This window comes from Haloarchaeobius sp. FL176, assembly GCF_024609245.1.
Lineage (GTDB): Archaea > Halobacteriota > Halobacteria > Halobacteriales > Natrialbaceae > Haloarchaeobius.
The window spans coordinates 187,691-208,046 of sequence record NZ_JANJYH010000004.1 but is presented as its reverse complement, the minus strand read 5'-3'; the positions used below and the strand labels follow the sequence as shown (position 1 = coordinate 208,046).

The window sequence follows — 20,356 nt, the reverse complement described above, 5'->3', positions numbered from 1 at the left end:
CGTCTTCTAAAACTACGGTATTCTCTATATTCCAGGTTTTCTCGTTCTCACGAATAATAGGCCCGAAATTGTAACACAGACATGAACGAGAACGTGTCCGTGGAACAGGTGATGGGAAAGCCCGGAGAGCTCACCGGGAGTGTTACATTAGAAGACATTAGCGAGTTCCGGATTTCCTCGGAATCCTCGGATCACAAACTCCACCAGCGTATTGAGGAGACGTTCAAGTACCCCCCGTGACCGTCGGGAGACGTCTTACTGTCAACGGCCGGTCTGGCAGTAGTCGGGGTGCCCTGCCAGCACGACCATACTGCCGATACCAACCGGCACTGACTCTTTTGTCAACTGGAGGCGTCTCTCACACCATGGACGGTGACGAGGACGGGGAGACCCGCCGCGCCGCAGCCACCCTCACCCAACTCAAACGGATGTTTAGACGCCCGATCGGCAACCTAGGCGGTGAAGACGGGGCCGAGGGTCAGGTGGACGATGAAGAGCTCGATGAATTGGAAGAAGAATTGAGCGCAGAGCGCGAACAGTAGCCGGTTTCTTGTCAACTACTGTGGTCAGGAATCGTGTTCTCCCCAGCCACCCACGGTGAGCAACCACGGTGGTCGGACAGTGTTATTGCCCACAGTGACCGCGCAGTGTTAGCACGAAATGTTATCGCCCCCAACGGACACGAAAAGCGAGCACGAACACAGAACACTAACAGGACGGACCACGCACTGCCACCACGACCATACTACCCGGTAACGCAAAGCGGCAACTCTGTACCCCCAACCACTGGGGTCAGGATCTGTGTTCTCCCTTGCCACCCCTTGCGATCACCCACAGTGACCGCACAATGTTATCGCCCAGAGTCAACGACTGGCTCTAACCCGCGGGTGAGGGGCAGACACCCTAGACCGCTCACTCCTCAGTGTCCTCCCCTTCGAGCCCGTACCGAGCGAGGTTATCGAGCGCACGCCCGATCGTCCGCGGAGCAACGCCGAGACGATCCGCAGCCTTCCGCTTCGACAGTTCCCGATCACCGTCAGGGTCAGCGCGGGCCAGCGACAGCACCGCGCGCACCTCATCGTAATTCTCTGCAGTCACCAGCTCACCATCGACATATTCGAACCCCAATGGCGCGCGCCCACGGTCAGGGAGTTCCTTCGACCCGATCCAGTCCCGGACGTCCTGCACCTCAGCCTCCCGCTGCAGCTCAACCCCGGCCTTATCGAGCGACAGCAACCCAGCCAGCAACGCGTCGCAGTTCGCACTGTCAATCTCTGCAGCAGTATCGTTCAGGTAGACAGTTACACCCGCACTGACCAGCGTTTCGACCCTGTCACGTATCTCTGCATGATCCTCACCGAGCGTATTGAGACTGTCAACGACGACGTGACGAATGTCGTCGGTCTTCTCGCTCACGCTCACACCATTCGTCACGATAGGTTCGCGGACCACACCTACCGCAATCCCACCGCCCGTTATAGGGACTGCGCGATCGTACAGCTCACCGGTCGTGATGTTACGGCCGGCTTTTGCACGGTCAGTAGAATCGACTCCGCGCCCATCGACAATCTGGTTCGCGTGCGCTAAGCACGACCGTGACGCATCGCCTAGTTCGCGCCGTGTTGGTTGGTGCACAATCACGCAGTACTTGTCACCGTCACTGTCAGTGTCATCGATGTTATCGATGTCCGCCAAGGTCATCTGATTTTCATCGTCCAACTCTGTCTCTGTCATCACATGTCAAGGTGGTGCCGCCACGCCCATAAGTTTCCGCAGGGGGGTTCCGCACCCATGTGAAAACCCTACGCGGAATAGGTGTGGCCGTGGCGAAACCCCGTGCGAAAACGAAACAACGGGATGCGAAAACCATGCGCGGAAACCCATTCAGGGCAATCATCTCAAACATCTAAGTTTTGAAAACTCCGCGCGGTAGCTAAGGCTCTTATAGACGCTACAAAGAGTTCTGCGACCACAGAAGGGTTTTGCCAGGGTGTAATATCGCCTCTCACGCCCGCATATGTGTTTGGGTATAGATGAGGTGGAGGATTTACCTCCCAGAGAGTTGAGACGTTTTCGCCCCACTTGGGGTCCCGGGCGCTCATGCGCCACTGGGCTTCGAGACAGTGACTACGGTCAGGGTGAGTGTCATCCCCGTGTGAAAACCACACGAAGATCCCCACAGCAAGGAGACATTATACCTGAACCAGAAAAACAACACAATGCGGGAGTACACACCGGATCCACGCGATCCACACGACCCGTTCCGACAAAGCAGGAGTGACACCGCACCCGTCCCGCTCACCCGAGTCGATGCCGGCGGGTTCACCGCTCGTCATTTGGAAAAGTACGGGATAACGAGCGATGAAGCCGTATTCCTGAAGGCTGTCGTGAAAGCGATGAACGGTGAGCTTGATGGGTACAACCTCCGCGAATCGATGTCATCCACGATCAAAACGCTATATGATATTGACGACGACAAGCTGCAGGCATTAGGATATCTGAAACTCCATACAGGGGTTGCGCGACGTCGGTACTACAGTGTCACACCAGCTGGTCAGCAAGCGTGCAGGATGACGAAGAAGCACGGATTCGATATCGGTGACGCCGGTGATGATACCCCGCACCGAGTCGGTGTTGAGCTCACCCGACAGTACTACGCAGCGCGCGACGACGTCACCCGGGTCGAAGTCTCACCGCGAGAGGGCGGGAGCCGGACTGACTTAGTCGTCGTTGATACTGACTTCAATCGTATCGCTACAGTCGAGGTGGAGGGTGGACGTGTCAGCGCTGACCCCGGGGTGCCTGACGACGTGAGCAGCGGAATTAACGACTATTCGAGCCTCCGGCATGACTACCGAGTGTTAGCGGACGCCGATGGGGAGTCCGTATGGGTGGTTCGTAACCATGAAGTCGCCGGTAACGTGTTGCGAGCGTTGACCGCGGGGGACACGATTCCAGTAAACATTGATCGAAAGAGACTCCGCGGAATTGAGTCCGGACGAGTGAAAATTGGGGAGTTAACCGAGGAACTCGATGCGATTGATGCCCCGGGGATTGACTCGATGCTAACGTTCCAGCAACTCCGTAACCGACTCTGATTTCTGAGGAGCAGTTGTCCTGGCAATTGGAGCTCACGCGCCGCTGGGCTTCGAGGTAGTGTTACGCACCACGATCAGCCACCAGTGTCACGCACATTGGGGTGCCAGGCGACGAGGTCGGCGCAGATTCGACCGACTTGCGAGACGTTCTCAATATCCGCCGCAAAGTGCTCACTAGTCACGACACAGTCGCTCAAGAGGCACTCATACGCGGCACTGCAGAAACACAGTAGCTATCGAGCCAGACCGTCAGTCATCCGGAGCACACGCGAGCGGCCGTCGCCCTTCAACATCAGCCCGGACCTAAGACAAGTTCGCTCACCCCAATACATTCTAACACAGCAACTTCTCGAACCAGTTGTACGGTGAGTTTAGTTTTAGTGCGGTCTATGAATCAGGGCGGGTAGGGGCTGTTTCTGGGCTGGGATAGAGGAGTGTCGCCACTTTATGACGTTTCAGACCTTCAGGGGTATTACATTTTTACGTACGAGACCCATAAGGAGATATAGACGCACACGAGCCCGACACAATCCCTTACTGACCGTGGTTTGCGAATCGCGGGGATGGTCAGTCTCGCGCGGTACTCGTGTTGCCCAGCAGTCAGCTTCACGGCTAGGGTAACACGATGCGAGACACAACACGCAACACAGCGACCACGACTGATAAGACGATCAGTAATAAGTTAGACGTTAGTAACGACCAAGACGCGAGTGGGGCAGACGAAACGGCCGAACTCGTGAGGACGTCACCGTCTCAATCGTGGCGATTTCTGCAACGAGTAGGGTCGCCCTCAATAAAGAATATTTTTTTCGAGACGGCTTCCGAAAGCTCCCCCCGGCACTCACGAACGGAGGCGAAGAACGGGAAATACACCGGACGGGAGCGGCTCAAGTGCGATAGCGACCGACCCGCGAACCAACTTCTTCCTCTTGATCACTGCTACTACTACTACTCTTACGTGCCAGAACGTTACGTAAATACATACAGGCTGACACTCTCGTGCCAGTCTGTCACGTCGCCGCTCACGAGGTGGTCGGCGTGACCACTTCGTCCCGTGTGAAACTCGGCTGGGAAGTCCCGGACGACCGATGGGCCGAATACATCGCCAAAGTTGAGGAAGAGTGGGGGGAATCCCGTCTCTACGCTGGCATCCAGATTGAGGAGTCTTGGCGTGAGTACCGTGACATCCACGCCTTGGAGGACTATGCTAACCGTCTCTTGGAGGCTGCGGGACTCTCCTGTGAGACAAACGGAAATAAAAATCCTACCGAGGTTCCGTCTCTCGCTAACACCGAGTCGAGTCGGCAATTCGTGCGCGTCCACGAGGACGTCAAACAGGAGATGGAGCAGTACGCCTCGGCAAACCGTTTCTCAAAACACGAGGTTCTCCGTGGCGTGATTGCGTGGTACCTTGGCGGGAGTCGGGAGGAGCGCCTTGTTGAGAAATTCGAGCGCGTGGTCCCCGAAGCCGAAAAGGCATTCGCGGAGGCAACCGACGACGGTTCCGATACTGCGGACACCCTCTCGCATACTGAGCGTGTCACCCGGAAGATCGCCCGATCTCTCGGCCCTAGCTTCTCCGAGGATGATCTTGAAGACGCCATCGATGCTGAGACCACCGGGACGTCCCACTTCCATAACAAGTACACACCGCGAGTGGTGGAATACAAGGATGTGAAGCGCTGGGAGAGGGACAACGCCCAAGATGTCTTCTTCCCGCCGAATACTTGGAAATCGAAAAAGACGACAGAGATTGTTTCCGAACTCGGCGGCGACTACGAGACGCCCCCGCCGGCGTTCGACAGCGAAGAGTTCGTTCGGGCAGCTCACCGTGCAGGTATCGAGGTGAGCTCAGAGAACCGGATAGTAGTAAACGAGTATAAGGACCGCATCCTCAACCGATTCGAATTCGCGTGGTCCGAGAGGACTGAGCAGTTCGAGCCGGTTGACGGCTCGGATGTAGAGGCTGAGTCGAAGTTGAACACAGACGAGCGGGGTGATGTCGTTGATGTGTATGAGGACGGAGCCGCTTCGACTCTGAACCGCGAGTCCGTTACGGAACGGATGGACGAACTTGAAGGCGCGACACAGGTTCGGGCAGACGGTGGTGACAGTGATGGTATGAATCAGCAAGACCGTATGGACACCGTCACACGAGTCATTGACGCGCTTGTAGCGCGGAGCTGCCACGATAGTGTAGAAATTAAGGCTGTCGTTGAGGCCGCCCGGCATGAGGAGGGGGTGTCCGAGGAAAAGACGCGACATGTCCTCTCCCAGTTGAACAAGGGAGAGGTGTACAAGCTCAGTGAGGGGCGTATCCGGCACGTCGGAGGTGAGTAAATTGCCAACTCAGAACGACACTTCGGAGACGGTGGCATGGCAGTCGAACAGCGTGAGCGAGCTCACCCGGTCAGAGAAAGACTTCATTAGTGGGCATTGGTCGGAGGTAACTCATTGTCGGGTGCCGCCGGAAATCGCGTGGAAATGGGGAGAATGCGGGATTTTACACCTACTCAAGCAGCGGTGGGCGTTTGGCGGGATTGTTACACGTGCACCTGACGGCGACCGGTGGTTGACGACAGAAACACTATCGTGGCATGTCATCGAGCGCCCGGCGAACGATGTGCCTGTAGGCGTGGATGTACTGGGACAGCGGTTGTTGCTTGTGCACTCTGGTCGGTGGGGTAAGTTCCAGTCCATAGTTGAGGACACAATTGAAACTGGAGGTGCAGACTCGTGAGTGCCCATTCAGGCGCGAGAGCGATCCCAGACGCAGCTCAACACGTCTGCGACAGGTTCTGGGAGAAGGTCGATGTTCGCGGTGAGGACGAGTGTTGGGAGTGGAAGCGCGGAACATTCAGAGCGGGATACGGCGCGTTCCACCTCAACGGCGCGAAACACGCACACCGCATCGCATACCGCATGGAGAACGGACCCATCCCGGGTGATATGCAGATTAATCACGCGTGCGGGAACCGGGCGTGCGTGAACCCCAATCACTTGTATGCCGGCACACAGGCGGAGAATGCGAAGGATACGGTTAAGCACGGCCAGCACAAGCACGCCCTCGCGCACGACACTGTCAGAGCGATCAGGAACCGGTACGAGCAGGAGGACGTGACTCAGGGGGAACTCGCGGACGAATTCGGTACTGGACAGTCAGTCATATCGAGGATTGTGCGCGGGGAAGCATACGATTACATCGAGTAGGAGCTCGCAGTCAGTTTTACGAGCGGATTAGTCAGTCAGTGAGTGGCGTGCAGGTATGATATGATTCGAAGACGTACGAGGCGAGAATAATGACCGGGAACCCCTCGGTGTCTGAATTTAATCTGGGCCATACTGATGGAGATGATCCAACCCAGATCGTGGATCGTCTTCAACATAAGTGTTCTCTGTCACTTTCACTGAAGAGTGGCCCATCAACTTTGAAACTTCCCAAAGCCCAGCGTCAGTGTCATTGACCATGTAGGTTCCAAACCCGTGTCTGATGCTGTGAGCGGTGACCAGCCATCGGTTTGGTTTCTTATTACCCTCACTATCAATTGGTGCATTGGCGTCTGCGTAGATTTTTCGATTAAACCCCGCTTCGTCAGCCGCTTGGATTGCAATCTTGTTAATTCGGTCACCTGATAGTGGTGCGCCCTTCTCACCAACGAAGAGTCGGTCGTGGTCTGTTGTAGCTGATTTTTCGTCTCTGTAGCCGTTTTCTAACCATTCAACCAGTAAGCCGTCAAGCGATCGTTGGTAAGCTACCACTCGCTTCTTATCGTTCTTAGCGACGGACTCACGTACTGTGATCTCCCTTTCATCTTGGTCAATGTCACTGATTAATAAACCCGAAGCCTCCCCCCTCCGCATTCCCGTTTGCCAGAGGAGTCTAATGATGAGCTGATCTCGAATTCGGTGTCTCTTAACATTCTCCTCCATCTGTCTGATCTCATCTTGTGAGAGTGCGTATGTTTCCTCTTCTCCTAATTGACTGGATTGCTCCGAGCTCTTCGAGAATCCGAATATCTCATCCTTTCTGTCATTCCATCTCTCGAAAGGATTTGATTCCGCAGAATCCATCCTCACCAACCAGTCGTGAAATGCGTAGATCCGATCCCATCGATATAGATCTGTTGTGCCATTAAATTTCGCAGCCAGCGCTTGACCAGTTGCGTTGGCTTGTGCGGGTTTCACGTCAACTGGCGATTCCACTTCGATCTCATCCAGCCAGTGATCGTACCACCTGAGATCTTGTTTGTAACGTCTGGTGCTGCCCTCGTCACGGAGGTCCGGATTATCGTTGTCTGTCCCCGTAACTAACTGTCCGATGTACTGTTCGATTAGGTCCCGGCAGTCTTCTACGTCCTTATATCTTGGAGGCAACTTAGGCACCCGATTCTTTATAGTATCGACGGACTGTACTTTTATCTGGATCTTCTTCGTTTGATCCTGCCGATAGTGATTCATCCCCGACAGAGACTCTGGGTGAGGAATCAGATGTGGAATCTGTATGACTTGATGACCCCCCAATCGACAAATTGTCGTGTCTTGGGATATCTGCCTCTGCCTCTTCGGTTGTATCTTCAACGAATCCCACGTCAGGATAGTACTCCAACATTCGTGCACAGGCCCGCCTGACATCGGCGAGATCTTCGTCGAAATACTGTGCCCACACCTCCGGTGTTGAAATGGCTTGGGCTAAGGCTAGATCACTTGGCGTGTCGAATTGACCGACCTCATCAAAATCCGGCAGATCATTTCCTGTGGAATGAACCGGCAGTGAAGAATAGAGGTCACGTGCTAACCGGTCAATTTTATCGTCATTTGTGACGCTTGAATCAATGGATAGGACGTGCTCTTCAATCCGATCAAGTCGTTCTGCCAGTGGTGTTACTGACGTATCCACAGCACGAATAATTTCGTCCTGATTGACTGTTGCCTCTTCATCTCCGCTGGTCATATATCGATACGCTGTAACCCGGAAAAGGCGGCTCAGGCTGTCGAATTCATTCTCTTCTCGTAGGAACTCCTCAAATTCCTCTCTCTCCTCTGGGGTGAGACGGATACCGACTATCTCGCTTCGTTCTGTCATCGTACTCTGGATTATGAACAGGAGTTTGTTAAACGCTCGTATTACGTCAAAAGGGAGAACCGCGTCATCTGAGGTCCCTTCGACGTTCGAGCGTCGATCTCTGTCCTTCGAGCGTCGCATCTAACTGATTATCTCTCTCCGCACCCACTGCCCGCCGGGCGGTAGCTACAGGTTCTTCCTGTCCACTCCACAGCAGGGCAACGAGCATCGAACAGGAACCGCTCCGCGTCGCGCGGTCGGTCTGGCACCCCGACTGCTGGACTATCGCGACCACCGACCGGACCCGCAGAGGATTACGAAGTTCCTAACCACCGTCGGCGTGCGTCGGGAATCGGTGCTCGCCTCCGCCCCACTCTCACAGTCCGGCGGCTGCCGGGTCACCACATCGACGCAGCAGGGTCCCCCTCGCGTCTCAATCTCCCGACCGCGAAGGCCAGGTCACTCGTATCTGAGCGCGTCGATGGGGTCGGTTCTGGCACCGCGCCAGGCCGGGTAGAGGCCCGCGCCGACGCCGACGAGGATGCCGACGGCGATAGCGATGCCGAACCACTCGACGGGGTACGTCAGTGGGATGTCGATGTACTGGGCCCCGGCCCAGCCGCCGACGATTCCGAGCAGCGTCCCGAGTATCGAGCCGATGATACCGACGATGACCGCCTCGGTGACGAACAGCGTCAGGATGTCCCGTTTCTGCGCGCCGACGGCCTTCATGATGCCGATCTCGCGGGTGCGCTCGGTGACGGAGACGAGCATGATGTTGGCGATACCGATGCTCCCGACGAGCAGCGACAGCCCCGCGATGCCGACCACGAACGCCTGGAGCTGGTCGAGGACGGCCTGGAGCTGGCCGAGCAGCTCGGTGCTGGTCTGGAGCTCGTAGGTGAGGTTCGCCGCCTCGGCCTGTTCCCGGGCGTCGGACTCGGTCTCCAGGTAGCTGCGGGTGGACTCCTTCGCGCGGTCGACGTCATCGATGCTGTTGGCCTCGACCACGATGGCGGGGAACCGCGGGGTCTCCTGTGCCTCGGCGACGAGCTGGGTGTAGTAGGGATCGAGCGGCAGGTACACTCGCGGGCCGGGACCGAAGCCCTCGAACGGCGAGCGGGCCTCCGAGTCCTCCGTGATACCGACGACCGTCGCGTTCACCGCGAAGCCGCCGACGATGGTGACGGTGATGGTGTCGCCGACGGTGACGTTCCGCTCGAAGGCGTTGGCCATCGCCGGGTTGAGCACGGCCTCGCGCTGGCCGTACTCGAAGCGACGCCCGTCGGCGATCTCGTCCTCGTCGACGTAGTCCACCCCCGTCGCGACCACCGCGTCCTGCCTGGGTATCCGCTCACCACCGAACCCGACGCTCTGCGTCGGAATCGACGTGTAGCCGTACGCCGCCCGCACGCCGGGTTGTTCGGAGAGGCCGTCGACGTCGGGCTGCGTGAACACCGGCTGTGCGCCGGCGAGCGGTCCCTGGTTCGAGGACTCCTCGGGGGCGGCCCAGCCGTAGACGTTCTGTCGGTCGTCCGGGCTGATATCGCCGATGATACCCGCCTGGAGGCTCGCGCCGAGCGTGACGAACGTGATGACGGCGGCGACGCCGATGATGACGCCGAGCGTCGTCAGCGTCGACCGGAGCTTGTGGCTACGAATGGCCCGCCAGGACATCCGAAGGTTCGTCAGGGGCTTCACGACTCCACCTCCGTCCCCACCGCCTCCAGCTCCTCGATACGCTCGATCTCGCCGTCGAGCAGGTGGACGACGCGCTCGGCGTGCTCGGCGATGGGTCGCTCGTGGGTGACCATCACGACGGTGTTGCCCTCGGCGTGCAGCTCCTCGAACAGCGTCATGATGTTCTCGCCCGTCTCGGTGTCGAGGTTACCCGTCGGCTCGTCGGCGAGGATGAGCGCCGGGTCGCTCACGAGCGCGCGGGCGATGGCGACGCGCTGGCGCTGCCCACCGGAGAGCATGTTCGGGACGTGGTCGAGGCGGTCCCCGAGCCCCACCCGCTCCAGCAGTTCTGCCGCGCGTTCACGGCGCTCGTCCACTGAAATCCCCCGGAAGACGAGCGGGAGCGCGACGTTCTCGACGGCGGTGAGCCGTGGCATGAGGTTGAACGTCTGGAAGACGAAGCCGACCTCCTCGCCGCGGATGCGGGTTCGCTCGCGGTCCGACATCGCGGTGACCTCCTGGCCGTCGAGGTACACCATCCCCTCGGTCGGCGTGTCGAGACAGCCGATGACGTTCATCAGCGTCGACTTGCCGGAGCCGCTCGGACCCATCACGGCGACGTAGGAGCCACGGGGAATCTCCAGGTCGACGCCGTCCAGCGCGTGGACCGGTTCGCCGACCATGTACGTCTTCGTGACCGCCTCGAGCGAGACGGCCGCGCTGCCCCCTGTAGAATTCATACACTTCCGAAGGGTCGTCGTGGACAAAAAGGTGCGTCCCAACGAGTGCGACGCTGTCGTCCCCGACAGCGGTCTGTCCCGGAAGCCTCCGATGGCCACTCGAGGGCTCGGAGGAATGTCAAATAAAAACTATATAGCTGGTGCATCACCGCGTACGGGAACGCATTAGAACCAGCCCGACGCACGTGGCCGCATGAAGAACACGGAGGGTAGTTCCGAGGCGAAGCGACGGGCGGGCGAGCACGCCGCCGACCTCGTCGACGACGGCGACGTCGTGGGACTGGGCACCGGCTCGACGGCCGCCCACACCATCCACGCGCTGGGCCAGGCGGTCGATTCGGGGCTCGACGTGCGGGGCATCCCCACGTCGTTCCAGTCCCGCCAGCTCGCGCTCGACGCGGGGATTCCCCTGACGAGTCTCGATGCGGTCGACGGGGTCGACATCGCTATCGACGGGGCGGACCAGGTGGCCGAACGTGGCGATGGAGGGTTCGACCTCGTCAAGGGCGGCGGTGCGGCCCACGCCAGGGAGAAGATCGTCGACGCGGCGGCGGACCGGTTCGTCGTCGTCGTCGACCCCTCGAAGCTGGTCGACCCGCTCGACTACCCGGTACCGGTGGAGGTGCTGCCGGACGCCCGGCCGACCGTCGCCGGAAGCGTCCGTGCCCTGGGTGGCGAGCCGACGCTCCGGGCGGCAGCGCACAAGGACGGCCCGGTCGTCACCGACAACGGGAACGTCGTGCTCGACTGCGACTTCGGTCCCATCGGGGACCCGGCGTCGCTCGCGACCGAGCTCTCGGCGCTTCCGGGCGTCGTCGAGCAGGGGCTGTTCGTCGGTCTCGCCGACGCCGTCCACGTCGGAAGCACAGACGGCGTCGACGTACGCGGTGAGTGACGGCGTAGTCGCTGGACGTGGATGAGTCCCGCCCGGGCGACATCGCCGTCGCTACCGGGGGAAGAAACGATTAGAAGTGAAGGAAACGCGCTTACAGGTCGCGCGGCTGGACCGTCTTCCGGTCGTTCGCCTCCGCGCGTCGGGCGGCGTCCTCGAGGAGTTCCTCGACTTCCTCGTCGAGTGCGTCGTAGAAGTCCGATGCGACGTTCTTGTCCTGAAGCGCTTCCTTGACGGCTGCCTTGACGATGAGGTCTGCCATACGAGCGGTGATTCCCACGCACCCTTTATAATACTTGCCAAATAGTCCCGGCATAGGCCCTGAGACGGTCGTGTAGCAGTGACACGCTTCGGAACGGACAGGTCGGTTCCCGGTCCCGATGGCGCCGAAACCACCGGACTGCGATACGAAGGGGCTGCAGGCTTGCGATTATACTCCATTCCGGGCCGTCCGCAGTCACGCATCGCTACTGGACGCCTCGCACCCTGTTTCCATCTGTAATAAGTTTTATTCCGTTCACCACAAACACCGACAGCGAGTACAAACTAGAGGTTTCCATTCCACAATTTCGTTTGTCTTTGTACGAATTTGGGTGGGAATCTGGAACAGGTATTTGGTGGTCCGAATCTAAGCGAGGAGTACCGGAGGCACGTCCGACGGACCCCACCATGCCATCGTGTGACAACTGCGGTTCCCATGTTTCGGAACAGTTCGCCCGCGTGTTCGCCGACGAACACGGAGAGATACTCGCGTGCGTGAACTGCTCGGCTAACGCGGGGATCGCCGAAGAAGCAAAGCGCCGCGCACAGAAGCCCTGAAAGGAGCCGCTCGCGCGGGACGCGAAGCCTTTCAGTACCCCCACCCTGAACCGACCAGCCGTGAGTGACCACCACGTCTACGTGCTGCGCTGTGCCGACGGCACGCTCTACACCGGCTACACAACCGACGTGGACCGCCGCGTCGCCGAACACGACGCTGGCGAGGGTGCGAAGTACACCCGCGGGCGGACGCCGGTCGAACTCGTCCACGTCGAGTCATACGACGACCGCGGCACCGCGATGTCCCGCGAGTACGAGATCAAACAGCTCTCACGCCGGGAGAAAGAGCGACTCGTCGACGACTGACTACTCGAACCGGCGGGCCGCCGCGACGATGTCCTCGCCGAGCGTCGCCAGTCGGTCCGCGATGTCGGCGTCGGTGACGGCACGACCGTCCGGTCCGTCCGGGTCCGGGGCGAACTTCGAGGAAGCACCCCGGATACCGACCTGTCGAGGGATGACGTGGCCGTGAACTCCCCTGACCGTGCTCCGCAGGTGCTCGAGCGTGCTGCCGTAGGAGCCGCCGCCAGCAGCCGCGACCAGCGCGACCGGCGTGTCCTCGTAGTCGTCGAAGCCGCAGTAGTCGTGGAAGTTCTTCAGCACGCCCGAGTACGAGCCGTGGTACACCGGCGTCCCGAGCACGACTGCGTCGGCCGCTCGGACCATCCGGGTGTAGCGCTCGACGCCCTGACCGTCTACGTCCGGGTCGAACATCGGCACGTCGGCGGCCCGGAGGTCCAGTAGCTCTGTGTCTGCGCCCTCGTCCTCGGCCGCCCGCAGGACGTGCGCCAGCGCGCTGTGCGTGTAGCTCGTGTCGCGGAGACTCCCCGAGACTGCAAGGACCGTCGGCGAACTCGTCATTGCTCCGGACTCGGGTGCCGACGTACAAAAGCGCGTCAGTTGTCGTCGCGGGTCGGTATGGCTGTTCTCACTCGGACTGTTCCTCACGGCGGTCGGTTCTGGGCGCGAACACCGCGACGGCCAGCAGGAGCCAGCCGGACGGCATCCCCTGCGATAGCAGGGTGACGCCGCCGGTCGCGAGTGCCACGCGAAGCTGTGTGTCGAGTGTCATCACCTCCGCCGCTGTCGTCGTTTTGCGACGCAGTGCGGCGTGCGTCGGGAGCCGGGGACCTGTGCCCGCTGACGCCGATGGTAACCACGGACAGTAGCACAAAAGAGGTGAGCGTAGCGCGGCGGAAGTGAAAGTAGTCGGGGGCGCTCACGAACGGGTTCGACCCCACGAGCCGCCCGGTTTCGACACTTCCACCCGCCGGATGGCGGCGGGGTACCGGGCACCCGTCGCGCGAACCGCGTGACCGGTCAGTCGTCGCCGTCGGCTCCTCGGACGATGCCCCTGAACTCGAACCGGAGCACCACCTCGTCGGCCCCGTTCCGGTAGACGCCGTCGGCGGCGACGCGGTGGCCACTGTCGGTCGGTTCGACGGTGTGGAACGTCACCTCGCAGGTGACCGTCTCGCCGGTGTAGACCGGGCGCGGGAACTCGAACGACATCCGGTCGGCGAGCACGTCGTAGTCACCGCCGATCTTCGTCGGGAGCGTCGCCGTGAGCAGCCCGTGGACGAGCAGACGACCGTCGTCGTCCGGCTCCTCGTGGTGGCTCCCGGTGTCGGCGGAGACGTCGGCGAACTGGCGCACGTCGTCGGTCGTGAACTCCCGGGTGAACGTGTCGGTCTGGCCCGTCTCGGGGACTGGCATACCGCGTCCTCCGACCGCCGCCCCGAAAAACGCACCTGAGTGACGGTGGTCACCCGACGAGCCGGTCGTCGGCGCGAGGGGACTCCGTCACTCCATCAGCGGCATGGCGATGCCGAAGCCGAACACCGAGCAGAACGCGACGATGATGCCGAGCGCCACGGAGTCGGTCAGCAGGGTCTCCTCCCACGCGGGGAGCGTGCCCCAGATGGCGTGCCCGGCCAACTCGGCGCCGGCACCGGCGACGAACAGGCCGAGACCGAGGAGGAAACCGACTCTCGTCAGACGGGTGTAGTCGACTGAATTTCGCTGTTGCATGGTGCCGTGTCGTCGGTGATTGTTGAAAGCTCTTTCGCGCTCGCAGTGCCGTTCCCGAAAGATAGATGAGGCACAGACGCCTCCAGACAGGCATGTCACTGACACTGCTGGAACTGCTACCGGAACTGCTGCCGGAACTGCTGCACATCGCCGGCTACTCGCTGGTCGCGGGTCTGCTGACGGTGCTCGGCGCCGGTGCCGAACTGGAGAGCTGGCACACGTTCCTCGTGGACGGGCTCTCGGTCATGACCGTCTGGTACGCGTTCATGGGTGCCGCCATCCTCTACGCCGCAGTCTACCTCGTCGGCTACGAGCAGGTCCTGCCGCGCGTTCGTCGCGTCGTGGCCGAGTAACTGAGCGGCGTTGCCGGCTCCACCGGCCCTGACCACGAAAGGGAACCGCGAGACGGGGGCCGCCAAACTAATGTCAACGCACCGCAAAGCCACGCGTATGCGGGAAGGGGGACAGGAGAGCATCTTTGCCACCGATCGGGGCGAACAGACACACGAGTATCCCGAGAGCATCTTTCGGGAGCCCGAGCGGGAGATGGTCGTCATCGACGGCGGCCGGTCGTACCGGCTCACCGACGACGGTTGATCGTCCTCATTGCTGGGTGACGTGCCGCCGTCTGCAGGACCGATTGTCCTTTAATGTCGGAGCGAGACACCTCCGACATGGAACGATTCGGGGAGGTGTCGGACCAGTACGACCCGGACACGGTCGAGGACGGGATGTTCTCGTACTGGGACGACGTCGACGCCTACGAGCAGACGAAGGAGCACCGAGCCGACGGTGAACGGTTCTTCTTCGTGGACGGCCCGCCGTACACCTCCGGTGCGGCGCACATGGGGACGACGTGGAACAAGTCCCTGAAGGACGCATTCATCCGCTTCTACCGGATGCAGGGCTACGACGTGACCGACCGCCCGGGCTACGACATGCACGGGCTGCCCATCGAGACGAAGGTCGAAGAGCAACTCGGCTTCGAGAACAAGAAGGACATCGAGGAGTTCGGCGAGGACGCCTTCATCGAGGCGTGCAAGGAGTTCGCGGACGAGCAGCTCCAGGGGCTTCAGGAGGACTTCCAGTCCTTCGGCGTCTGGATGGACTGGGATGACCCGTACAAGACGGTCGCGCCCGAGTACATGGAGGCCGCCTGGTGGGGGTTCGACCGGGCCCACGACCGCGGCCTCGTCGAGCAGGGCCAGCGCTCGATCAACCAGTGCCCGCGCTGCGAGACCGCCATCGCGAACAACGAGGTCGAACGGCACGACGTCCACAAGCCCGCCATCTACGTGCGATTCCCCCTCGTCGGCGAGGAGGGCAGCCTCGTCATCTGGACGACGACCCCGTGGACCATCCCCGCGAACACGTTCGTCGCCGTCGAGGACGGTGCCGAGTACGCGAAGGTCCGCGCGGAACGCGACGGTGAGGTGGACGTGCTGTACGTCGCGGCGAGCCAGGTCGAGACCGTCCTGAAGGCCGGCCGCTACGACGACTACGAGGTCCTCGAAGCGCTGGACAGCGACGACCTCGTCGGCAAGCAGTACGAGCACCCGCTCGGCGAGGAGGTGCCGGAACATCCGCAGGGCGAGGGCGCAGGACAGGTGTACACGGCCGAGTACGCCGACGCCGGCGACAAGTCCGGGATGGTCCACTCCGCACCCGGGCACGGTGAGGAGGACTTCGAGCGCGGTAGCGAGCTCGGCCTGGAGATCTTCTGTCCGGTCGAGAGCGACGGCCGCTACGGCGACTCCGGCGGGGAGTACGCCGGCCAGTTCGTCCGCGACGCCAACGAGAACGTCATCGCCGACCTCGACGAGAAGGGGCTGCTGCTCGCCCACGACGAGAACTACGTGGTCGAGGGCGAGGGGAAGTGCTGGCGCTGCGACACCGACATCGTCCGGCTCGTCACCGACCAGTGGTTCATCACGGTGAGCGACATCAAAGAGGAGCTGCTGGCGAACATCGAGGACAGCGAGTGGCATCCGCCCGACGCGCGTGACAACCGGTTCCGCGACTTCGTCGAGGGCTCGCCGGACTGGAACGTCTCCCGGCAGCGCTACTGGGGCATCCCCATCCCCATCTGGACGTGCGACGACGAGGACTGCGACCACCTCAACGTCGTCGGCACACGCGAGGAGCTCGCCGACCGCGTCCACCAGGACGTCGACCCGAGCGAGGTGGACCTGCACAAGCCGACGGTCGACGACCTCACGATGGACTGTGGCGGCTGCGGCGCCGAGGCGACCCGCGTCCCCGACGTGTTCGACGTCTGGCTCGACTCCTCGGTCGCGTCGTGGGGGACCCTCGACTACCCGAGCGAGGCGGACGACTTCGAGGAGCTGTGGCCCGCCGACCTCATCATGGAGGCCCACGACCAGACCCGCGGCTGGTTCTGGTCGCAGCTCGGCATGGGTAGCGCCGCCCTCGGCGAGATACCCTACGAGGAGGTGCTGATGCACGGGTGGGCGCTCATGCCCGACGGCCGCACGATGTCCAAGTCCAAGGGCATCCTCGTCGACCCGAAGGAGGTCATCGACGAGTACGGCGTCGACCCGATGCGCCTGTTCCTGCTCTCGCGCAACCCGCAGGAGGAGGACATGCGCTTCTCGTGGGACGAGATGGAGAACATGACCCGAGACCTGAACATCCTCTGGAACGTGTTCCGGTTCCCGCTCCCGTACATGCGGATGGACGGCTTCGACCCCGCGACGGTCGACGTCACCGACGTGGAGACCGAACTCGTCGACGAGTGGGTGCTCGCGCGGCTCCAGTCCGTCAAGGCCGAGATGAGCGAGCAGTGGCTCGACGAGCGCCGGCCCGACCGTGCGCTCGACGCGTTGCTTTCGTTCGTCGTCGAGGACGTCTCCCGGTTCTACATCCAGGTCGTCCGCGAGCGGATGTGGGAGGAGGAGGAGAGCGCCTCGAAGGAGGCGGCCTACGCCACCTTCTACGCCGTCCTCAGCGACGTCGTGAAGCTGCTCGCGCCGTACGCGCCCTTCATCAGCGACCGCATCTACAACTCGCTGACCGGCGAGGCGGGCCACGACACCGTCCACATGTGCGACTGGCCCGAGCCCGACGAGTTCTGGGCCGACGAGCAGCTGGAGACCGACGTCGAGCTGCTCCGCGCGGTCGAGGAAGCCGGCTCGAACGCCCGCCAGCAGGCCGACCGGAAGCTCCGCTGGCCCGTCCAGCGCGTCGTCGTCGTCCCCGACGACGAGCGGGCCTACGAGGCCGTCGAGCGCCACCGCGCACTGCTCGCTGACCGGCTGAACGCCCGCGAGATCGAGCTCGTCTCGCCCGAGACGGACTGGGGCGAACTGGCCTACGCCGCCCGCGCCGACATGGGCGAGCTCGGCCCGGCCTTCGGCGACCGCGCACCGGAGGTCATGAACGCGCTCAACGACGCCCGAATCGACGCGCCCGACCTCGACGCGCTCCGCGATGCCGTCGGCGAGCCCGACCTCGAAGCGTCGATGGTCGAGTTCGTCAGCGAGACGCCCGAGAGCGTCACCGGAAGCCGGTTCGACGTCGCCGGCGACGAGCGCGGCGTCGTCTACGTCGACGCCACCCTCACCGAGGCGATCGAGAGCGAGGGCTACGCCCGCGAGGTCGTCCGCCGGGTACAGGAGATGCGCAAGGACCTCGAACTCGACATCGACGCCGAGATCCGCCTCGAGGTCGATGTCGAAGACGAGCGCGTCGCCGACCTCGTGCGCCGCCACGAGGACCTCATCACCGAGGAGACCCGCGCCGAGTTCGGGGCCGTCGAGGACGGCCACCGCAAGGCCTGGGAGGTCGAGGGCGTCACGATGACGCTCGCGGTCGAACCCGTCGCCGAGGCGACAGCCGACGACTGAGCCGGGCACAAGACACATCTTTTCGCCGTCCGTTCGTCGCTTCATGCACCGACGGGTGGCGCTCATCTCGATCCTTCTGGTCTCGCTGGCCGCCGTCCCCGCCGCGACGCCCGTCTCCGAGCCGACCGACGACACCCAGCCTGTCCGCGCGTCCGGCGCGGACGCCGACGCTCTCCCGACGAACGAACCGGTCCACGCGGCGGGTCAGCAGTCGGTCCCGACGATCACGCGGACGCTCACGCTGCATCTGACGCCGGACAGCCCCGGCGAGATACGGGCGGTGGTCAGCTTCGACATCCCCGACGAGGTGACGGAGCTGCGGCTGCAGCTCCAGCCCAGCGCCGACGTCCAGTCGACCGAGCACTTCGAGCGCGACGGTGGCGAGGGGTACGCCTGGACCGGCGCGGGCACCGGCGGGACGGTGACGTTCACCTACGACGCCAACGAGACGGACGACACCGGCGGACGCGCCGCCCTGGCCGAGGGGCTGGGTGCTACGACCGCCGACACGCAGGCGGCCCAGTACGCCTTCGCGGACACCGGCGACTGGGCCATCACCCGCGTCCCCGGGCTGGGCAGCTCGTGGCGCTGGCGGGGGGCGGACGACGTCGACCTCGAGAAGCACGTCACGGTCGCCGGCGAGGGGACGACGGGCGGCTACATGGCCTACCTCGGGCCGATGAGGACCTACAGCGAGACGGTCGACGGACAGGAGATAACGCTCGCAGTGCCCGAGGCGGCGGCGATGCGCGAGTCGCCCGAGGCCGTGCTGGCGAGCATCGCGAACGCGAGCGAGCAGCTCCGGGTCGGCCAGCGCGACGAGACCGCGCTCGTCATCGCCGCGCCGCAGTCGCTGGACTGGTCCTCCGCCGGCCTCCAGTACGGCGACACGGACGCTTGGGTCGTCGCCGACGCGCGGCTCGACCGGGCGAACAACGTCTGGCTGCACGAGTACGTCCACACGAGACAGGAGTTCCGCACGAACCGGTCGGGGCGCTGGCTGACCGAGGCGACGGCGGACTACTACGCCGCGCTGCTCGCGTACGAACAGGGCCACATCGGTTTCGACGCGTTCCGCGAGAAGCTCGAACGGGGGAGCGGGGACCCGCAGTCGACGGCGGTGCTCGCCGAGCCGACGACGTGGAGCAACAACGCGAACTACCTCAAGGGCTCGCTCGTCACGGGGGCTATCGACCGCCGGCTCCGGGCCGCGACCGACGGCGCGACGTTCCAGCGGGTGTTCCGGCGGCTCAACGGTCAGGAGGACAACGTCGACAACGCCGACATCCTGTCGGCGGTCGAGGCGGCAGCGGGGACGGACACGCGGTCGTACGCCGACCGATACACGACGGGCTCGGACGTGCCGGACACCTGGTCCCGGGACACGCACGCCGAGCTGTTCGGAGCGGTGCCTGCCTCGTTCGCGTACATGCTCGCCGAGGGCTCGCCGGCGGTCGCGGGGCCGTACCGGAACGCGACCGTCGGCAATTCACCGACGCTCGCCGCCGGCGAGACGCTGTCCGTGGAAGCCACCGTCGAGAACGTCGGTGGTGGCATCGGCACGTACGAGACCCGATTCGTCGTCGACGGCACGGTCGAGACGACTGACTCGGGCGAGCTCGACCCCGGCGAGACGGCGACGGTCACGTTCGAGCGAACGTTCGACGAGGCCGGGACCTACGACGTTCGCGTCGCCAACCGCGAGCTGACCGTCACCGTGCGCGACCCGGCGACCCCGCGGGTGACGAGTATCGAGGCCCCCGAGTCGGTCACGGTCGGCGAGCCGTTCACGGTCCGGGCAACCGTCGACAACGAGGCGGCCTGGCCGGCGGCGGGCGAGGTTTCGCTGTCGCTCGACGGTGAGGAGAGCCGCACGGAGACGGTCCGACTACCGCCCACGAGCCGGCTCACCTACACCGGGACGGTGACGATCGGCGAGGCCGGCGAGCACGTCGTTCGCGTCGGCGGCGAACAGGTGAGCGTCAGCGCGGTCGAGCCGGAGACGACGGCCGGCGGCACCGACACCGAGAACGGAAGCGTGGGCGGCAGCGACGACGACGGTGCGGGCGGCTCCTTGCCGATGCCCGGGTTCGGTGTCACGGCGGCAGTGGCGGCGCTGGTCGGTCTGCTCGCGGGACTCGGATTGCAGCGGCGGCAGTAAGCGGAAC

At 62.6% G+C, this 20,356-nt stretch carries 21 protein-coding genes; 11 read left to right on the top strand and 10 right to left on the bottom strand.

Annotated elements, in window-relative coordinates:
• Positions 1 to 81 precede the first annotated feature (81 nt).
• Together NO978_RS09600 and NO978_RS09595 are read left to right on the top strand one after the other, a co-directional pair.
• Positions 82 to 240, top strand: a complete 159-nt coding sequence (locus NO978_RS09600; RefSeq protein WP_257299369.1) for a hypothetical protein — start codon at positions 82 to 84, stop codon at positions 238 to 240.
• 125 nt (positions 241 to 365) lie between these two features.
• Positions 366 to 542, top strand: a complete 177-nt coding sequence (locus NO978_RS09595; protein ID WP_257299368.1) for a hypothetical protein — start codon at positions 366 to 368, stop codon at positions 540 to 542.
• A gap of 370 nt (positions 543 to 912) precedes the next feature.
• Here NO978_RS09595 and NO978_RS09590 read toward each other — a convergent pair whose 3' ends face one another.
• Complete coding sequence (locus NO978_RS09590; RefSeq protein ID WP_257299367.1) at positions 913 to 1,734, bottom strand: hypothetical protein; 822 nt, start codon at positions 1,732 to 1,734, stop codon at positions 913 to 915.
• Positions 1,735 to 2,219: 485 nt separating this feature from the next.
• Between NO978_RS09590 and NO978_RS09585 the strand changes: the two genes are divergently transcribed.
• The 3 genes from NO978_RS09585 (at position 2,220) to NO978_RS19955 (ending at position 6,308) form a co-directional block, all read left to right on the top strand.
• Positions 2,220 to 3,098: a hypothetical protein gene (locus tag NO978_RS09585; protein WP_257299366.1), complete on the top strand. Its 879-nt coding sequence runs from the start codon at positions 2,220 to 2,222 to the stop codon at positions 3,096 to 3,098.
• A gap of 1,038 nt (positions 3,099 to 4,136) precedes the next feature.
• Complete coding sequence (locus NO978_RS09580; protein ID WP_257299365.1) at positions 4,137 to 5,438, top strand: hypothetical protein; 1,302 nt, start codon at positions 4,137 to 4,139, stop codon at positions 5,436 to 5,438.
• A gap of 396 nt (positions 5,439 to 5,834) precedes the next feature.
• Entirely contained in the window at positions 5,835 to 6,308 is a 474-nt protein-coding gene (locus NO978_RS19955) for an HNH endonuclease (RefSeq protein WP_257299364.1), read from the top strand.
• A 117-nt stretch (positions 6,309 to 6,425) separates the two neighbouring features.
• Here the strand turns inward: NO978_RS19955 and NO978_RS09570 are convergent, their stop codons facing one another.
• From NO978_RS09570 to NO978_RS09555, 4 genes are all read right to left on the bottom strand, one after another.
• On the bottom strand, positions 6,426 to 7,481 hold the full coding sequence (locus tag NO978_RS09570; protein WP_257299363.1) for a site-specific integrase: 1,056 nt from the start codon (positions 7,479 to 7,481) through the stop codon (positions 6,426 to 6,428).
• Entirely contained in the window at positions 7,474 to 8,181 is a 708-nt protein-coding gene (locus NO978_RS09565; RefSeq protein ID WP_248651673.1) for a hypothetical protein, read from the bottom strand. The genes NO978_RS09570 and NO978_RS09565 overlap by 8 nt, the downstream gene beginning before the upstream one ends.
• Positions 8,182 to 8,619: 438 nt before the next feature.
• Positions 8,620 to 9,861, bottom strand: coding sequence for an ABC transporter permease (locus NO978_RS09560; protein ID WP_257299362.1), 1,242 nt, complete (start codon positions 9,859 to 9,861; stop codon positions 8,620 to 8,622).
• Positions 9,858 to 10,580 (bottom strand): ABC transporter ATP-binding protein, encoded by a 723-nt coding sequence (locus tag NO978_RS09555; protein ID WP_257299361.1) that lies wholly within the window; start codon positions 10,578 to 10,580, stop codon positions 9,858 to 9,860. The genes NO978_RS09560 and NO978_RS09555 overlap by 4 nt, the downstream gene beginning before the upstream one ends.
• Before the next feature lie 193 nt (positions 10,581 to 10,773).
• Between NO978_RS09555 and rpiA the strand changes: the two genes are divergently transcribed.
• Positions 10,774 to 11,475 (top strand): ribose-5-phosphate isomerase RpiA, encoded by a 702-nt coding sequence (rpiA, locus tag NO978_RS09550; protein WP_257299360.1) that lies wholly within the window; start codon positions 10,774 to 10,776, stop codon positions 11,473 to 11,475.
• A gap of 91 nt (positions 11,476 to 11,566) precedes the next feature.
• Here rpiA and NO978_RS09545 read toward each other — a convergent pair whose 3' ends face one another.
• Complete coding sequence (locus NO978_RS09545; RefSeq protein WP_089731142.1) at positions 11,567 to 11,734, bottom strand: DUF1931 family protein; 168 nt, start codon at positions 11,732 to 11,734, stop codon at positions 11,567 to 11,569.
• A gap of 617 nt (positions 11,735 to 12,351) precedes the next feature.
• Here NO978_RS09545 and NO978_RS09540 point away from each other — a divergent pair.
• The gene (locus tag NO978_RS09540; RefSeq protein WP_257299359.1) at positions 12,352 to 12,597 is read left to right on the top strand and encodes a GIY-YIG nuclease family protein; all 246 of its coding nucleotides are present in this window, start codon (positions 12,352 to 12,354) and stop codon (positions 12,595 to 12,597) included.
• On the opposite strand, the gene NO978_RS09535 is transcribed toward NO978_RS09540, so the two are convergent.
• From NO978_RS09535 to NO978_RS09520, 4 genes are all read right to left on the bottom strand, one after another.
• Positions 12,598 to 13,152 carry an NADPH-dependent FMN reductase gene (locus NO978_RS09535; protein ID WP_257299358.1) on the bottom strand — a complete coding sequence of 185 codons (555 nt, stop codon included), beginning with the start codon at positions 13,150 to 13,152 and terminating at the stop codon, positions 12,598 to 12,600.
• Between the two features lie 67 nt (positions 13,153 to 13,219).
• The gene (locus NO978_RS09530; protein ID WP_257299357.1) at positions 13,220 to 13,363 is read right to left on the bottom strand and encodes a hypothetical protein; all 144 of its coding nucleotides are present in this window, start codon (positions 13,361 to 13,363) and stop codon (positions 13,220 to 13,222) included.
• Positions 13,364 to 13,611: 248 nt separating this feature from the next.
• Positions 13,612 to 14,007, bottom strand: coding sequence for a dehydratase (locus tag NO978_RS09525; protein ID WP_257299356.1), 396 nt, complete (start codon positions 14,005 to 14,007; stop codon positions 13,612 to 13,614).
• Positions 14,008 to 14,094: 87 nt separating this feature from the next.
• Positions 14,095 to 14,322, bottom strand: coding sequence for a hypothetical protein (locus tag NO978_RS09520; protein ID WP_257299355.1), 228 nt, complete (start codon positions 14,320 to 14,322; stop codon positions 14,095 to 14,097).
• A gap of 92 nt (positions 14,323 to 14,414) precedes the next feature.
• Here NO978_RS09520 and NO978_RS09515 point away from each other — a divergent pair, with 92 nt between their 5' ends.
• The 4 genes from NO978_RS09515 (at position 14,415) to NO978_RS09500 (ending at position 20,349) form a co-directional block, all read left to right on the top strand.
• Positions 14,415 to 14,675, top strand: a complete 261-nt coding sequence (locus NO978_RS09515; RefSeq protein ID WP_257299354.1) for a hypothetical protein — start codon at positions 14,415 to 14,417, stop codon at positions 14,673 to 14,675.
• A 97-nt stretch (positions 14,676 to 14,772) separates the two neighbouring features.
• Positions 14,773 to 14,919, top strand: a complete 147-nt coding sequence (locus NO978_RS09510) for a hypothetical protein (protein WP_257299353.1) — start codon at positions 14,773 to 14,775, stop codon at positions 14,917 to 14,919.
• 77 nt (positions 14,920 to 14,996) lie between these two features.
• Positions 14,997 to 18,188: an isoleucine--tRNA ligase gene (gene ileS / locus NO978_RS09505; protein WP_257299352.1), complete on the top strand. Its 3,192-nt coding sequence runs from the start codon at positions 14,997 to 14,999 to the stop codon at positions 18,186 to 18,188.
• Between the two features lie 43 nt (positions 18,189 to 18,231).
• Positions 18,232 to 20,349 (top strand): CARDB domain-containing protein, encoded by a 2,118-nt coding sequence (locus NO978_RS09500; protein WP_257299351.1) that lies wholly within the window; start codon positions 18,232 to 18,234, stop codon positions 20,347 to 20,349.
• Positions 20,350 to 20,356: the final 7 nt, after the last annotated feature.

Coding starts and splice junctions, on each gene's coding strand:
- NO978_RS09545 (WP_089731142.1), bottom strand. CDS start 11,734: ATGGCAGACCTCATCGTCAAGGCAGCCGTCAAGGAAGCGCTTCAGGAC.
- NO978_RS09600 (WP_257299369.1), top strand. CDS start 82: ATGAACGAGAACGTGTCCGTGGAACAGGTGATGGGAAAGCCCGGAGAG.
- NO978_RS09525 (WP_257299356.1), bottom strand. CDS start 14,007: ATGCCAGTCCCCGAGACGGGCCAGACCGACACGTTCACCCGGGAGTTC.
- NO978_RS09500 (WP_257299351.1), top strand. CDS start 18,232: ATGCACCGACGGGTGGCGCTCATCTCGATCCTTCTGGTCTCGCTGGCC.
- ileS (WP_257299352.1), top strand. CDS start 14,997: ATGGAACGATTCGGGGAGGTGTCGGACCAGTACGACCCGGACACGGTC.
- NO978_RS09555 (WP_257299361.1), bottom strand. CDS start 10,580: ATGAATTCTACAGGGGGCAGCGCGGCCGTCTCGCTCGAGGCGGTCACG.
- NO978_RS09530 (WP_257299357.1), bottom strand. CDS start 13,363: ATGACACTCGACACACAGCTTCGCGTGGCACTCGCGACCGGCGGCGTC.
- NO978_RS09565 (WP_248651673.1), bottom strand. CDS start 8,181: ATGACAGAACGAAGCGAGATAGTCGGTATCCGTCTCACCCCAGAGGAG.
- NO978_RS09595 (WP_257299368.1), top strand. CDS start 366: ATGGACGGTGACGAGGACGGGGAGACCCGCCGCGCCGCAGCCACCCTC.
- NO978_RS09535 (WP_257299358.1), bottom strand. CDS start 13,152: ATGACGAGTTCGCCGACGGTCCTTGCAGTCTCGGGGAGTCTCCGCGAC.
- NO978_RS09590 (WP_257299367.1), bottom strand. CDS start 1,734: ATGACAGAGACAGAGTTGGACGATGAAAATCAGATGACCTTGGCGGAC.
- NO978_RS09510 (WP_257299353.1), top strand. CDS start 14,773: ATGCGGGAAGGGGGACAGGAGAGCATCTTTGCCACCGATCGGGGCGAA.
- NO978_RS09515 (WP_257299354.1), top strand. CDS start 14,415: ATGTCACTGACACTGCTGGAACTGCTACCGGAACTGCTGCCGGAACTG.
- NO978_RS09585 (WP_257299366.1), top strand. CDS start 2,220: ATGCGGGAGTACACACCGGATCCACGCGATCCACACGACCCGTTCCGA.
- rpiA (WP_257299360.1), top strand. CDS start 10,774: ATGAAGAACACGGAGGGTAGTTCCGAGGCGAAGCGACGGGCGGGCGAG.
- NO978_RS09520 (WP_257299355.1), bottom strand. CDS start 14,322: ATGCAACAGCGAAATTCAGTCGACTACACCCGTCTGACGAGAGTCGGT.